Origin of the sequence: Pseudoalteromonas sp. MMG024, assembly GCF_021654175.1 — a bacterium.
GTDB lineage: Bacteria > Pseudomonadota > Gammaproteobacteria > Enterobacterales > Alteromonadaceae > Pseudoalteromonas.
Map to the genome: position 1 here is coordinate 66,178 of NZ_JAKFZO010000017.1, position 15,028 is coordinate 81,205.

Here is a 15,028-nt window from a genome sequence, read left to right on the forward strand (position 1 = left end):
ATGTTAACGATGCTTAATTTTGCTAAACTGCGGCTATTACTAACGCTAATATTTTGGGTTTTCTGCTCACTCCATGACAACTTTACGTTTAGACCGTACAGCTAGTGCACCAATTGCGACTAAAACAGCAAAAACACTTCGTTCACACAATCAAGAACGCATAGACAACTACTACTGGATGCGCGATGACGCACGCGCTGAACAAGCCGTGCTTGAACACTTAATCGCTGAAAATAGCTATTGCGATGCAGTATTAAAACCAAGTGAAACACTGCAAACCGAATTGTTTGAAGAGCTTAAAGGGCGCATTGAAAAAGATGACAGCACAGTACCGGTAAAGGATGGTGATTATTGGTATCACAGTGAAGTAACTGGTGACGAAGAATATGCGCGTCATTACCGAGCCACCAGCGCAACTGGCGACAATAAAACCCTTTTATTAGATGTGAATATGCTTGCTAGTGAACATGAGTTTTACGACTTAGGTGAAATTGGCATTAGCCCAAATGATGAATTACTCGCGTATTCAGAAGATACCGATAGCCGCCGTATTTACACCGTACGTTTTAAGCATATTGATTCAAATACCTATTTAGATGATGTACTTGAAAATAATGAAGGCCAAATTGTTTGGGCCAATGATAATAAAACAGTATTTTATGTAAGGAAGGACTTACAAACCTTGCTGGGCTATCAAGTCTACCGTCATGTCCTGGGTACATCACAAAATGATGATGTGCTGGTTTATGAAGAAGATGATCACAGTTTTTACATGGGACTTGGCAAAAGCCGTGACGATAGTCTACTAATGATAGATCTTGCCGCTACCGAAACTACCGATTGCTTAGTGCTTGATGCCAACAACCCACTTGGCGAGTTTAAACGCTTAATTCCTCGTGAAGAAAACCATATTTACGATATTGATAAGTTGGGCGACGAATACGTTATTTATTCCAACTGGCAGGCGAAGAACTTTTGCATTTTTACTGCTACCGCGCAAACTATTCAAGACAAATCACTGTGGCAATCGTTTGTGGCGCACCGTACTAATGTACTGGTTGAAGGTGTTGAGTTATTTACTCAGTTTAAAGTCGTGACAGAGCGCGAATTGGGCCAAATTCGTTTTGTTATCTACCCAAATAATGGCGACAGTTTTGCCCTTGCGTTTGATGATCCGTGTTTCTATGCTGGCATTGGCGATAACCCTGAGCCAAATACCGATAAAGCGCGCATTTTTTATTCGAGCTTAACGACACCGAGCAGCTTATTTGAGTTTGACCTTAATACGGGTGAAAAACGTGTATTGAAGCAGCAAAAAGTCTTAGGTGAATTTGATGCAGCTAATTATCAAGCTGAGCGCTTGATGATCACTAGCCGCGATGGTGTCGATATTCCAGTATCGCTGGTTTACCGCAAAGACATGTTTAAACAAGATGGCACAAATCCGCTGTACCAATATGGTTATGGCGCTTATGGCATTACCATCGACCCTAACTTTTCGGCGCATAATCTAAGCTTGCTTGATAGAGGATTTGTTTATGCTATCTCGCATGTTCGAGGCTCTGAAATGCTTGGTCGCGAATGGTACGAGCAAGGTAAAATGCAACATAAGCAAAATAGTTTTAATGATTTTATCGATGTAACCCGAGCGCTGGTTGAAAGTGGCTACGGTGCTAAAGATAAAGTGTTTGCTTCGGGCGGCAGCGCTGGTGGTTTATTAATGGGCGCTGTGGTTAACCAAGCGCCAGAGCTTTATTTAGGTATTGATTGCACCGTTCCTTTCTTAGATGTGTTAACCACCATGTTAGATGAAAGCATTCCACTAACGACTAATGAATATGATGAGTGGGGCAATCCAAATGAACGCGATGCCTATGAATGGATTAAAGCGTATTCGCCATACGATAATATTAGCGCACAAGACTACCCGAATATTTTAGTAACCACCGGTTTTCATGACTCGCAAGTTCAGTATTGGGAACCGATGAAATGGGTTGCTAAGTTACGTGAGTACAAAACAGATAATAACTTACTATTATTTAAAACCGATATGGATAGCGGTCACGGTGGCGCATCTGGGCGTTTTAAAAGCTTAAAAGAGCGAGCGCTAGTACTTGCTTTCTTCCTTTCGTTACTTTCAGAGAAATAGTATGCAGCCCTACTCTAAAGCCTGTGAGAATAATAAAGATCCGATTTTATCCATTATTAAATCGGCATTTTCTAATACAACCAGTGTTTTAGAGATAGGTTCAGGCAGTGGCCAACACGCGGTGTATTTTGCCCCTGCACTTGCTCACCTTAGTTGGCAAACCAGCGATGTTTTAGCAAATCATCAAGGTATGATGGCATGGCTTGATGCCTTTCCATCACCTAACTTATTGCCGCCGCTAGCACTTGATATTGCAGAGCCTTGGCAAATAGCACAATACGATGGCATGTTTACCGCCAATACCTTGCATATCGTTAGCCCTCAACTTGTTGAAGCGTTTTTTGAAAAAGTGAATCGCTTTTTAGCGCAAAATGGCACGCTGTGTATTTATGGACCATTTAACTACCATGGTGAGTTTACATCACCGTCAAATGCAGAGTTTGATCAATGGTTAAAAGTGAAAGACAACACCCGTGGTATTCGAGATTTTGAATGGATCTGCCAACTTGCTGTAAAAGCGGGTCTTGAATTGATTACCGATCATGAAATGCCAGCAAACAACCGTTTGCTAGAGTTTATTAAGCGTTATTAACGTTTCCCATAAAGCGTATTCCCACACATTGTTTACATTCGTATAAGTTATTAGATAATTTTAGATCAGCTTATGTTGTAAATTGAGGTAGTATTTTGTTATTCCAATAAAAACCTAAAGGTTGGTTTGATGAGTAACGTATTCAAAATATTAGGTAGTTTACTATTTTTTATAAATGCTAGTAGCTTTGCAAATTGCTTATCTCAAAGTGCAGACGTTAAGTTAATCAACCAGTCAATTAGCGAGGGTAGCTATCGGTTTTTAGCTAAATCCGATGTTGCTAAAGTACTTGATTTATCTGACCTTAATTTCGAAGATTATTTAGTGCAAACCGAGCAGCAAATAACAGCGCTCAATCCCCGTGCAAATATACCCTGTCCAGTTAATAACTATGTTTTAAACCAGCAAAATATCAGCGCACCAACCATTACTGATTTAGTAAAACCGTATCAGTTAACGCACGCAAATAGCGATAAAGTGGTGCTGCTAATCCATGGTTTAACCGATTCGCCGTATAGTTTTCATGATTTGTCCGCGTTTTACCACCAGCAAGGATTTAATGTGCGTACTGTATTGCTGCCAGGTCACGGCACTGCAGCAGAACATTTACGCTATGTAGATTACAACGATTGGCGCGCACTGAGTGCATTTGCGATTGAACAATCACTTAATGATTTTGAGCAGGTATATTTAGGCGGCTTCTCAACGGGTGCTGGTCTTATTTTAGATTATATGCTTACGCGAAAGTCTCTGAGCCCGAAATTGTCTGGTGTAATGTTGTTTGCGCCAGCAACAAAGGCCAAAAATTCAATGTCGTGGCTTGCGCAGTACATTGATTATGTGCCTTTTTTAAATTGGCTTGATAAAGACGCAGATGTTGATTTTGCCAAGTATGAATCATTTCCGATTAATGCTGGTGCACAAGTACATCATTTAATGAGCGATGTGTATCCACTGAAAAAACGTCATATTACGCACAATATACCTATGTTTGTTGCCGTGCCTGAGCATGATATGACGATTGATACTGCCGCGACTCTTGATTTACTGCTCCAGTGGCAGCGTAAAACCCCTACACCACTCACTTTGGTTTATTACGGCGAACGTGACAACGCAAATCAGCTGAGCGCATTTGAAAATGTAAAACTAGTAACACCTCAGTGTATGCCAAAGTGTGATGACCAACTACAAATGGCTCATACTGCAATTCCAAATGCGCCAAGCAATATCCATTATGGTGAGCATGCAGTATATCGAAACTGCGGCCATTACTTGGCGGACGCAGAAAAATACAATGCTTGCAAAGTAACGCCTAATATTCCAGCCTCAGAAAAAACACCGCTTGCAGGGCAAAAGCATGTGCTTTTTCAACGTTTAAGTTACAACCCTTATTATTCTGAATTAACTAACGAACTCGCACTGTTTTTAGCTAAATAAGGTTATGCGGCTTGGTATTGCGCAAGATTAGCTTTTTACCAAGTCTACATTAAACTTAGTGCTAGCTGTTCGGTACTCGAATGTACTTAGTTAACTTCTAAAACAATAAATATAAAAAATAAAAGATGCAGCAAAATAACTCTCATACAACCGACCTATGGCGAAGCTTTATTGAAGTAGATGGCTTACACAGCGCTGAACTAAAACGCCGAGTTTTTTCGTTTTTGGCAATGTCTGGTATCGCTTTGGTAGTGTTTTCAGGGTTGTTGTTAGCGAATTTTCAAACTTACCCGTGGCTTTTGAGCATTACTTTGTTGGGCGCACTCATTGCCGTATTTATTAATGTGGTGATTTACTTTAGTACTCGACAACTTAAATATTGCAGTATTGGCATTGCGCTTACAGTCTTGCTACTAAGTATTTTATTGGTTTACACCGGCGGTAAGGAAAACACTGCGCTTTATTGGATTATGTTTTATCCAGTTGTGGTATTTACTATGTTGGGTGTTCGGTCCGGATTATTGCTTACAGCACTTGCGTTAAGTGCCATTGTTTTTCAGTTATATGGCCCAGATTTTGGCCAAGCAAATTATGGCCATGTTGAAAAATCGCGATTTTTATCGGGCTTTTCACTAGTGGTATTTTTTGCATTTATTAGTGAATATTTTCGCGATAAAAGTCATCAAGCCATAACTAATATTACCTATAATCAAAAACAAAAAGCCAATACCGATGCGTTAACGGGTTTGCCAAATCGTCGATTTATTGATGCGATTTTCTTAACCAAAATGGAAAAAAATACCACGGAATTGCTGCCCATGGCGGTGATTATGTGTGATATCGACCGCTTTAAAGCCGTAAATGATAATTATGGTCACGATATTGGTGATAAAACACTGATGCACATAGCTAAATTAATGCAAAATCAATTACGCTATTCAGATGTAGTAGCGCGCTACGGCGGTGAAGAATTTATTATCTGCTTGCCCCACGCATCGATGCGTCAAGCTGTGCAAATCGCAGAAAAACTAAGAAAGAATATTGAAGATCATCCGGTTAATTTGGAAAGTGGCGAGAACTTAGCGCTAACTGCCAGTTTTGGCGTGGCAGAAGTACATTCAGTGGTTGCCTTTTACAATGCGGTAAAACAAGCTGACGAGGCCTTATATAGCGCCAAACGAAGTGGTCGCAACCGTGTCGCGACGCTTTAGCACCAAAGGATAACACAGCAAGTGCTGTGTTATCGCGTTATTTTCACCTTGTAAACTGCAATCTGCTTTTCAATGTAGCTTTCGCTGTCTGCTGGCATAAATGCTTTTGAAAGATAAGTTTGTTGGCCTTTGTAATTAACAAACAGCATGCCTTTTGGTGTGTGAATGATTTCTTTGATCTGATCCCATTCAAGCAGTGACTCGGTATAGGGGTTTTTACTTTCAATGCCATCTTCATTTAGGGTGATTGTGACAGTCGAGTTAGATGCCCTGCTCCACATCTGGCGCGTAAGCCACCAAGGACGGCGATAGTAGAAACTAATAAATTCTAAAATGCCTAAACCAACCATAATGTAAGGTGCTACACCACCAATATCGGTAAAGATAATAAGGCCCATTCCAATGCCAATAAAGCTGCCGGCAAAGCCGTATTTTGGTGTTTGGTGAGGGCTGTGTGGCAGTGATTCGTCAAAACACTCTTCAAGGTATGCTTTGTCGAGCGTGAATTGGTAACTAATGGTCATTGGTATTTAACTTTTACTCATAAATAAAGCGAGAGATAACATTAATGGCGTTAGGTTTGCCGCAGCAGCTACCATGCCCATCGCAGGTAAATGCTGTGCTATGTTATCACCTAATCGGAACAAGTATACCAAGGAAAGCAAACAAAGTCCGAGAGGCAGTAAAGCGATTAACGCAAGCTTAGGCAGTAGGCCAATCATTACTAAACACACTACGCCAGCAAATGCCGAAAACAATGACAGCGCAAAAACCCAGCGAGCAACGTTAACGCCATAGTAAATAGCGATATGTTTGCGGCCAACGCTTTTGTCGGCGACTATGTCGGGTAGTTGGTTTATTAACAGCAGATTGTTGGTGATTAAAAACGGCACTAAACTAATCGCGACTAATGAGTAACTAATATTACCCGTTTGCACTAAATATGCGCCAACAGGCATTAGAATAGCAAAGCCGATACCCGGTGCAATAAAACATAGCCAAGGGTGTTTATTAAGCACCTTGGTATAACTCACTACTATCAATAGGCCAAGTAAACCAATTGGAACTAGCGCAGCGCCAATGCGAAAAATAAAAAGTACACCAATTAATATCACCGCAATTACAGAGCCAACAGCATACCGCTTAACTATCGGGGCGAGAGTTGGATTTTGCTTTAATAAACCGCTGCCACCGCTAAAAGGTGTTGGCGTGGTGTTTAAATCTAAACCACTTTGAAAATCTTGATATTCATTGATGGTATTCACCGCAATTGCTGCGAGTATTGCGCCAAGCACGCTTAGTAGCGCATCGAACATATCAATAGTTATGCCTTGATAAGCACAGTATGCGAGTCCAACTAAACACGACAGCGGCGCTAGCGTTAAAAACGGTGGGCGAATTGCGGGCAGCGCGGCTATGTATTTATTCATGGCTCATTCCTAATTAAGTTTATATTCTTCCTTAAGCGCGAGATGCTGATTTTTCAATTTATCTAAACTCGCTTGAAATGCTTCAACTATTTCATCGGGTGTATCTTTACTAAAGGCAATGTAATCATCAATCACCTTAAGCAATAGAATACGCTGAAATAGATTGCTGCCAAGCTTTCTTTGTTTTATAGCAGCGTTTAATCCTGAGCGTGAAATAGCTAATAAGTCGACACGCTCTGCTTTAAACAAGGCTAGCGCATCATCCATGCTTTTAGCTGCGATTATTTGTTGACGTGGAAAATCAGTTTCGTAGATAAGACTTTGCGTTACGTCATTTCGAATAACCGCAATAGATTTATCATAAACTTGGGTAATATCTGTAATAAACAAGCCGGTGTTCGGCTGCGCAATAATGTAATACTCAGCGGTAAATAACGGCCCTACCCATTTAAATTTTGCTGCACGATCAGGTGTTTTAGACATGGCAAATAATGCGGTATTTGGTTTATCGCTAACTTCTTTATAGCCACGTGCCCAGGGCACAACTAATATGGGTTGCTCGGCGATACCTTGATCGTGCCAAATGAATTTTAATAAATCGACCGATAAGCCGATTAATTGGTCGTTGTAATAATAACTTGAAGGCGGGTAAAGCTCGGTGTAGTAAGTGATTGGGTGCGTTTTTTCAGCAGCCGCAAGGTGTTGCGTGATAAGCAAACAAATCGCAACAAAAGCTAAACTAATTTTTATATTTAAAAATCGAAAGAACGGCACTGCACTACATAATTACTACTTTTGTTTTACTCTAGCTTATTGAATTACATAGAACAATGCATTTTATTCAATCATCTTTGACCTAGTACAAGTTAATTGGTAATTCTTTCAAGTGGTTGGCGCATCGCCAATTGTTGCGTGAAATACCGCATTGGAATAGTAATCAAGGCAACCAAAATACAAATCAAATAAATACTAAGCTGCTCACTGGTGTAATGTACTAGTCCAAACACACCGACTTCTAATACACAAATCACTGCAAAAAGAGCGATATTCTTTAGATTTATACAGCCTGAAAAGTACACGATTAATAAAGGCGCAAACGCTAAAAACATTGTTGTTGCAAATACGGTTAAAAAGGCGATTTTCATTGCTTCTTGCGCATCTTGCTTAAATAAAGTGATGGCAAACATTGCAGCAAAAATAAGCACTGTATTACGCAATACCACTTTATCAAATGCGTAAATAATGTGTTTGATCAACTGACTAGTGCTGTCAAAACAGTGAGCTATTGATTTTATTTGATGTTTAAGTTGGTTGAACTCTTGGTAAACCGGAAATTGGCACCCGAGCACGAGCGATAACAACATAAAGTTTATAAGTACTTCGTTATCTGTGGTGGCAAATAAAAAGCCAAAAATCGCAGCAAAATAGCCACCTAAATAACCAATTTTCGTTTGTGGGTAACATACTGCCCACGCAATATCTTTGTTAAATGACTTTTTAAATTTAGCGGTAAAAGTAGCTAATTTTTGATTCCACCAAATGACTGATTGGCGGTCAGTTGGTACTAGAGTTTTACTGAGTTTAGTTCTGCCAGTTGGTGACTGAAAGGCGTTATAGATTGCGTAGCAAGCGGTTAAAAAAATGATTATTTGGGTTATTTCATGCGTTGCTTCAAACATCATTAAAATTAATAGGGATGAGCTAAACAAGTTACGCAAAATATTGTGTACAACTGAGCCGCTCGAGTTTACTAGTAGTCCAATAATCGAAAAGCTAACCGGTATTAAAATGTAATGCAGTGAAAGCTCACTGCTCAATGTAATAAAAGAACTCACTAGTAATGCACCAATCACCGCTAAAATAAGTGCGCTTTTTAATATTGAGAAACGGTAAAGCGTATTTACAGCCCATAGGTAATGCGTTTTTAGTTTTGCCAACCCAATTCCCAGCAAAAAGCCAAAAAATAGTGATGGTAAACAGGTTATTAGCAAATAGGTTTTTACATAGCGAAAGGTGCTTGGATCGAGCGATTTTTGCAGCCACAACACATTAAATACGACTGAAAGCACAAGCATAAATGGCAGTGTTACTGTGCCACTGCGCATTAAAATCCACGCGTTTGATTTAAACAAACTCATTTGCCACCTCCAAATACCAGTCTTCTAGGTTGATTGGCAGAATCGTGGCATCAATATCGTAAAAAGCACACCACTCGTCTATCGGCTTATTCAATGGTGCAATAATGCAAGTGTTGGTTGTGTCACCAAATTGTTGAATTCTGCTAATCGACGTGTCTTTTTCCAGCAGGTTAACTTTTGATTTATTCGTAAAGCTAAGTTTGGCAATGCTTGCCTTGAGCGCATCAAGCTCGTAGTAGTGGCGGATCACACCAAATTGCAGTACCGCAACGCGATTGGCGATGCGTTCTAAGTCAGACACAATATGAGTTGAGAAAATCACCGTAGTGCCGTGCTCACAGCACAAATCGATCACTTCTTTTAAAAAGGCGCGGCGCATATTGGGATCAAGGTGTGCAACAGGCTCGTCTAAGATCAGCAGTTCAGGGCGAATTGATAATGCCTGCACCACGTCTAGCATTTGTTTTTGGCCACCAGAAAGCTTGCCAATTACCTGATCATGGCTGATGCGCCAGCGCTTTAGCAAAGTTTCGCAATAGGCTTTATCCCACGATGGAAAAAACTGACTAATGTAATCAATGTATTGCGCTACTTTCATCCATTCAAACGCAGAACTGGTTTGTGCTACATAGCCAATTTTTTGTTTTTTACTCTGCGGTAATTCATGCCATTCATAACCCCATAGTTTAATTGTGCCTTGATCTAATTGGCGCAGGCCCATAATCGATTCTAATAAGGTGCTTTTACCGGCGGCATTTTTTCCAAGTAAGCCAACAATATCGCCTTCGTTAACTTGCCAATTCAGTTTATCGATTACGCGCAAGCTTTTGTATGATTTGATGGCCTTTTCAATGGTGATAATCGGTTGAGTCATAGTTACGTCCTGTTGCTTAGCGCAGAAAGTGCATCTTGTACTAGGGTTATAATCGCGTCGTCAGAAAGCTTTTGCTGCTTTGCTAACGTTAAAAATTGATCTCGCTGAGTGAGCAGCGCATCACTGTAATTACTAATGTTGTGTTGCTCGGCAACCAACATGCCAATGCCTTTTCGCCTTTCCAGCACACCTTGTTGTTCTAATTGCGAGAATGCTTTAGAAATCGTCATTGGGTTTACTTGTAAGCTAGATGCCATTACACGTACCGAAGGCAACTGTTGACCCGGTTGTAACAATCCCGCACGAATGCCCTGCTTGGTTTGCTCCATCACCTGACGATAAAGCGCACTCGATGCTTGGGTATTTATGGTGTAAATTGCATGAATTAAATCTATGCTCATAGTATATTAGTAATTTATAGGTGTATTAATACACTAATACAGTTTAAAATTAAGTCAATAAATAAAATGAAATTAATAGCAATGCTTAACTACCCTGTAGTGATCCATTATTGCGGTGATGATGAATTGGAATATGTTGAAAGCCAGCATCAGATGCAGGATTTACTGGGCAGTCTAGTGATAAATGACGGCGTGATTGATAGCAGCGGAAACTACTATCGTGTTATCAGCAATAGCGAGCTTTTGCAGATAAATTCGTTCAACTTAGAAGAATTTACGCTGTTATTGCAAAAACATGCCTTTGCTTTAGCAAATTGCTGTATTACTAAAATGCACTTTGCCAGTTTTGCAGAAGGCTTCGCCTTTGTTAAACAGAGCGATTAAGCCTAGTTAACCTGAGATCGAGTTAGTTAATTTGCTCTGGCGATAAGCGCTTAATATCACCTTCGATAGCTTCCATGCGTGCGATAGTGAGTTGCTCGTACGGATCAATATCAAAATGCCAAATTAAATTACCTTGTTTTACCAGTGTAATATCGCTTGGGTTAGTAAGATCAAGTCGCCAAATTTTATCTTGCTTTGACCATGATGATTGCCAATACAGTGCATTGTTTTTAATGCGAATGTTGTGCAATAAATTCGTTTGCTCGCGGCTAAGTTTTGCTAGGTTTTCGCCGTTTTCAGTTAAATCTATTTTGCTAATTAAGTGATTGTCTTGTAGTACTAACCAGCGGCTGTTACTGCTATCGAAATAGGCAAACTGTGCATTTAAATCAATACTTTTAAGCATTCTGCCTTGTAAATCATAGAGCTGTATTTTGGTGCCATCAAAGGCGTAAACCGTTTGCATATCATACCAGCCGGCATTTTTTATGGTACTATTTAGCTCAGTGGTAAACTGCAAAATCAGGCTTTTGCGATCATATAGCGCTAAATCCATATCGCGGTTCGACAGCAGCATGCTTAAATCCGGACGCCATTCTAAAAACTTAACGTATTCATAGCCCTTGTGATTAGAAAGGCGCGATACCTTGTTGTCAGCATGCAAATATACTTCACACACGCCGCTGCGGCGCGACATAAATGCGGTTTCACCTAAACTATTACTGACAGGTAAATAATCGATGCTTGAGGTTGAGAAAATCGGCAAGTTGTCTTTATCTCGAATATTCACCTGCCAGCTTTCAATTGCGGTGTAGATATCACCGTTTTTATCAATTGAAGCACTGGTGAAAAGACCTTGAGCGGTGTTGTAAATAGGGTAGCTTTGGCCATCGCGGTGCGTTGCTATTAAATTATGGCGCTGACTTTCATCGTTACTGACAATGGCACCGTTATTTGGATTATATGCTACAAGCCAAACTGGAAATGGCCAGCTAAGCGCTTCTTTGCCATCGAGTGATACCAGCTTGCTGGTATGGTCAATATAATTAAATAGAAAATAAACACGATTATCCCATGCCGAAATAGCCCCTTTATATTCAGCTTGGGCAGGGCGCTCAAGTGGCATCGCAATGAGTTCTTCGGTACCAATGCGGTACAGGTAGGGCACTAATACACCTTGCTGTAAGATGCTTAAAATAAGCTCGTCATTTGATTTCCAAACAGGCGGTTTTGCAGATTCACACACGATGCCGTTAGCGCGATGGCTGGTGGCACCTTGCGGTGAAATAATTGAAAGTTCACATTTATCTTCAATAAATTGCCAATACGCTAATAGCTTTCCTTTGTGTTGCCAAGCGGGAAAACCAACACGATGCGCAAAAGTGCGATTGAATAACTGTTGGCCCTGCTTATCTGTAATGGTGAGGGTTTTAATATCTTTTATATATGCCATTAAATCGTGTTCGCGATGTACGCTGACATCAAATTCTAACCCTAAATCGTAGCTCACATCATGAAGTTCATAATGTGGAATTTTAAACTCGCTTTCTTGGCTATTAAAAAACGCCCAAACGCTAAAACACACGACTAAAATCGGCAGCACCGCTAATAGTGGGTGAAACTTTCGACTACTGCGTTCTATGGTTTTTACTTGCGCTGGCGCATTGCTAACAAGCTCAACATCGGCAATAAAACAGTAACCCTTTTTCGGCACTGTTTTTATAAAGCGAGGATTGCGTGAACTATCACTTAGTAGTTTTCGCAGTTTAGTTAACAGTTGATACAGGCTGTTTTGTTCAACTATGGTGTTTGGCCATAACGCGGTTTGAATGTGTTCTTTTGAAATAACTTGCTGCGCATTATTTATTAGCATTGCAAGTAACTGAGACACTTGCGGTTCAAGTTTTTCTATTTGGCCTGTTTGCCACAGGCAAAGCTCATCTTTAGATGCATTAAATTCAAACTCTGCAAATCTAAATGTACCTTGTCTTGGGGGATGAGCGTTTTCCATAGCTGTTTAAACAGGCCTTTTATAGTTTTAATAACAAAAATACGGTTTTGCAGATTAAAGTCAATAAATATAAGACTTCTAGCAGCTTTATTAAGAAAAAAATCAGCTTTTTAAGCAGCTTTTTCTGCTGATATGTAATGCAAATAAACCGCATATGAGCCGTTATGAAAAATCCGTTAATTTACTCTTTTACACTTGTGAGCTTTGCCACACTGGCCGAGCAATCGGCAATCATATTAGATGGTCAGCTCGCTGAAAATATATGGCAGGATGCCACTCAATACCAAACCTTTTATCAGGTAGTGCCAGCCACCTTGTCAGAACATAAAAATAAAGTGGAAGGGCGAGTCTACAGCGATGAAAAAGGCATGTATATCGGCATGATTAATTATCAGCCTAGGGAGCAGCGTAAAAAGCAATACAACTTGCAAGATGCGTTTATGCAAGCTGACTTCAATCGCTTTGTTATCGATTTTTCAGGCGATGGTAGTGGCGCGTATTTATTTGCGGTAACGCTGGGGGGCGGTATTCAAGATGCAGTACTAACGCCGCAATTAGCAACCGACTATGATTGGGATGGCGCTTGGCAGTCTGCATTTTATGAAGCCGATGATTTTTGGTCGATAGAAGCGTTTATACCATGGCATGCAGTGTCGTTTCGCCATAAACAAGATGACAGCGGTTATTCTCAAGTGGGTGTATCGCTTCAGCTTTATGATTTAGCTAAAAACTATATTTATGGTTCGCAGCCACAAACTACCGGCAATAGCGATTTTTATATTGAAATGCCAAAAGTACAGGTGAAAATACCACAGAGTCAGCAGTGGGCATTTGTGCCTTATGCCAGCTATTCAAACGATTTTGTGGCGAATGATGGCGATGCAAACTTAGGGTTTGATTTAGTCTATAAGCCGAATCACCATCAAAAGCTAAGTGTTGCGGTGAATCCTGATTTTGGTCAGGTCGACAGTGACGAGGTGGTGCTGAATTATTCCGCAGTGGAAACATTACGCACCGATAAGCGTCCGTTTTTCACTCAAGATATTAGCGTGTTTAGCATTCCGTCTGAGCGAAATACAAAGCTTATTCACACTCGTCGTATTGGTGCGGGCAGTGATGATAACAGTGAATTAATCACACCTATTGATGTGGCTGCGCGCTTTGTCCATCAAGGCGAAAATTTGCAGTTGGCGGGTTTTGTTGTAGCGGAAGATAATTTAGCCTCAGACGCGGGTAAAGACTTTTACGCAGGACGCATTAATTACACCCAGCAAACGGCGCAGCAAAATTGGCAAACCGGTGTGCTTGCAACTAAAACCAAGCGCCCATGGTTAGATAGAGATGCCTACAGTTACGCTTGGGATAGTCAGTATCAAAGTGATACCTGGTCAGGTCAGGTTGCATTAATGCATACGGATATAAGCGAGCAGGGAGTAAGCACACAAGGTACTGGTATATCGCTAAATGCAAAGTACCAATTTAATGTAAACACATCAATTTCAGCTAATTACCTAAGACTTGATGATAGTTTTGATAATAATGACTTAGGATACAGCGAACGTAATAATTGGCGTGCCAGTGAAATCAACTTTAGCCATGCTATCAACACTGAGAATAAGTGGTTTAATCGCGTACTACAAAAGGCCAGTATTAATTATCACACCGATGATAATGGCTTAAAGCTAACCAGTAATCAGCAATATTTAGTCAACTTAAATTTAGAAAATGGCGGCCAATTTGAAACCATAATTAATTATTATGCGGGAGCATGGCACGATAACTTAGGCTATGGCACGGATGCAGTTTATGTTGATGATAATTGGACTTCGCGCGTGATGTACATAAGCCCCTATACAGGTATGTTTAGCTGGGCAGCGAGTTACCAAAATGATCAAGAGGGGTTAAATGGCCGTGCTGATCAGTATGCTGTTGATTTAACGTTAATGCCTCACCCAAATTGGCGCATTGCATTTAACAATTACTTCCGTACTGGTGATGGCTGGTTGGTAGCAAATCAACAAAATGTGATTACTGAATACGACCGAGATTACTATGCAAATCACATTAAAATTTCAGGTTTAATTTTAGATAACCTTGAATTTAGTTCGACCTTTCAATGGGCGAGTTTGAAGGCGCAAAGTAAGCAGGTTTATCGTGTTTCACAAAATGGTTTGCAAGCCGATACTCGCGATACCAGCTTTGATGACTCGCGTTTCAACTTGCAACTAAAACTGCGCTATAAAATGGGCGCATATTCAGACATTTATTTGGTTTATGGACGTGGTGGTAACGAATTAATTGAACGGGATTTAACTAATAACCGCTTTGCAACATTAGAGCGCAATTGGCAGCAGCCCGATCAAGAGTTTGTTACATTTAAAGTGCGCTATCTGTTTTAGCT

13 protein-coding genes are annotated in these 15,028 nt (G+C 40.4%); 6 read left to right on the forward strand and 7 right to left on the reverse strand.

Going from position 1 to position 15,028, the window contains the following annotated elements; translation table 11 throughout:
• Positions 1–73 precede the first annotated feature (73 nt).
• The 4 genes from L1068_RS16045 to L1068_RS16060 all read left to right on the forward strand — a co-directional run bounded on the left by L1068_RS16045 (position 74) and on the right by L1068_RS16060 (position 5,389).
• Positions 74–2,149, forward strand: a complete 2,076-nt coding sequence (locus tag L1068_RS16045) for a S9 family peptidase (protein WP_237131057.1) — start codon at positions 74–76, stop codon at positions 2,147–2,149.
• Between the two features lies 1 nt (position 2,150).
• The gene (locus tag L1068_RS16050) at positions 2,151–2,741 is read left to right on the forward strand and encodes a DUF938 domain-containing protein (RefSeq protein ID WP_237131058.1); all 591 of its coding nucleotides are present in this window, start codon (positions 2,151–2,153) and stop codon (positions 2,739–2,741) included.
• 129 nt (positions 2,742–2,870) lie between these two features.
• Positions 2,871–4,178: an alpha/beta fold hydrolase gene (locus tag L1068_RS16055; RefSeq protein ID WP_237131059.1), complete on the forward strand. Its 1,308-nt coding sequence runs from the start codon at positions 2,871–2,873 to the stop codon at positions 4,176–4,178.
• Between the two features lie 125 nt (positions 4,179–4,303).
• Positions 4,304–5,389 (forward strand): GGDEF domain-containing protein, encoded by a 1,086-nt coding sequence (locus L1068_RS16060; RefSeq protein WP_237131060.1) that lies wholly within the window; start codon positions 4,304–4,306, stop codon positions 5,387–5,389.
• Between the two features lie 29 nt (positions 5,390–5,418).
• On the opposite strand, the gene L1068_RS16065 is transcribed toward L1068_RS16060, so the two are convergent.
• The 6 genes from L1068_RS16065 to L1068_RS16090 form a co-directional block, all read right to left on the reverse strand.
• Complete coding sequence (locus L1068_RS16065) at positions 5,419–5,913, reverse strand: YcxB family protein (RefSeq protein WP_054979375.1); 495 nt, start codon at positions 5,911–5,913, stop codon at positions 5,419–5,421.
• 6 nt (positions 5,914–5,919) lie between these two features.
• Positions 5,920–6,819 carry a prenyltransferase gene (locus L1068_RS16070; protein WP_237131061.1) on the reverse strand — a complete coding sequence of 300 codons (900 nt, stop codon included), beginning with the start codon at positions 6,817–6,819 and terminating at the stop codon, positions 5,920–5,922.
• A gap of 9 nt (positions 6,820–6,828) precedes the next feature.
• Positions 6,829–7,536, reverse strand: a complete 708-nt coding sequence (locus tag L1068_RS16075) for a transporter substrate-binding domain-containing protein (protein WP_237131062.1) — start codon at positions 7,534–7,536, stop codon at positions 6,829–6,831.
• A 149-nt stretch (positions 7,537–7,685) separates the two neighbouring features.
• Positions 7,686–8,957, reverse strand: coding sequence for a hypothetical protein (locus tag L1068_RS16080; protein ID WP_237131063.1), 1,272 nt, complete (start codon positions 8,955–8,957; stop codon positions 7,686–7,688).
• Positions 8,944–9,831 (reverse strand): ABC transporter ATP-binding protein, encoded by an 888-nt coding sequence (locus L1068_RS16085; RefSeq protein ID WP_237131064.1) that lies wholly within the window; start codon positions 9,829–9,831, stop codon positions 8,944–8,946. The genes L1068_RS16080 and L1068_RS16085 overlap by 14 nt, the downstream gene beginning before the upstream one ends.
• Positions 9,832–9,833: 2 nt before the next feature.
• Positions 9,834–10,232 (reverse strand): GntR family transcriptional regulator, encoded by a 399-nt coding sequence (locus L1068_RS16090; RefSeq protein ID WP_237131065.1) that lies wholly within the window; start codon positions 10,230–10,232, stop codon positions 9,834–9,836.
• Between the two features lie 66 nt (positions 10,233–10,298).
• On the opposite strand from L1068_RS16090, the gene L1068_RS16095 reads away from it, so the two are divergent.
• Entirely contained in the window at positions 10,299–10,616 is a 318-nt protein-coding gene (locus tag L1068_RS16095) for a DUF4144 domain-containing protein (RefSeq protein ID WP_237131066.1), read from the forward strand.
• A 22-nt stretch (positions 10,617–10,638) separates the two neighbouring features.
• On the opposite strand, the gene L1068_RS16100 is transcribed toward L1068_RS16095, so the two are convergent.
• Entirely contained in the window at positions 10,639–12,627 is a 1,989-nt protein-coding gene (locus tag L1068_RS16100; RefSeq protein ID WP_237131067.1) for a winged helix-turn-helix domain-containing protein, read from the reverse strand.
• A gap of 164 nt (positions 12,628–12,791) precedes the next feature.
• Between L1068_RS16100 and L1068_RS16105 the strand changes: the two genes are divergently transcribed.
• Entirely contained in the window at positions 12,792–15,026 is a 2,235-nt protein-coding gene (locus L1068_RS16105) for a DUF5916 domain-containing protein (RefSeq protein WP_237131068.1), read from the forward strand.
• Positions 15,027–15,028 lie beyond the last annotated feature (2 nt).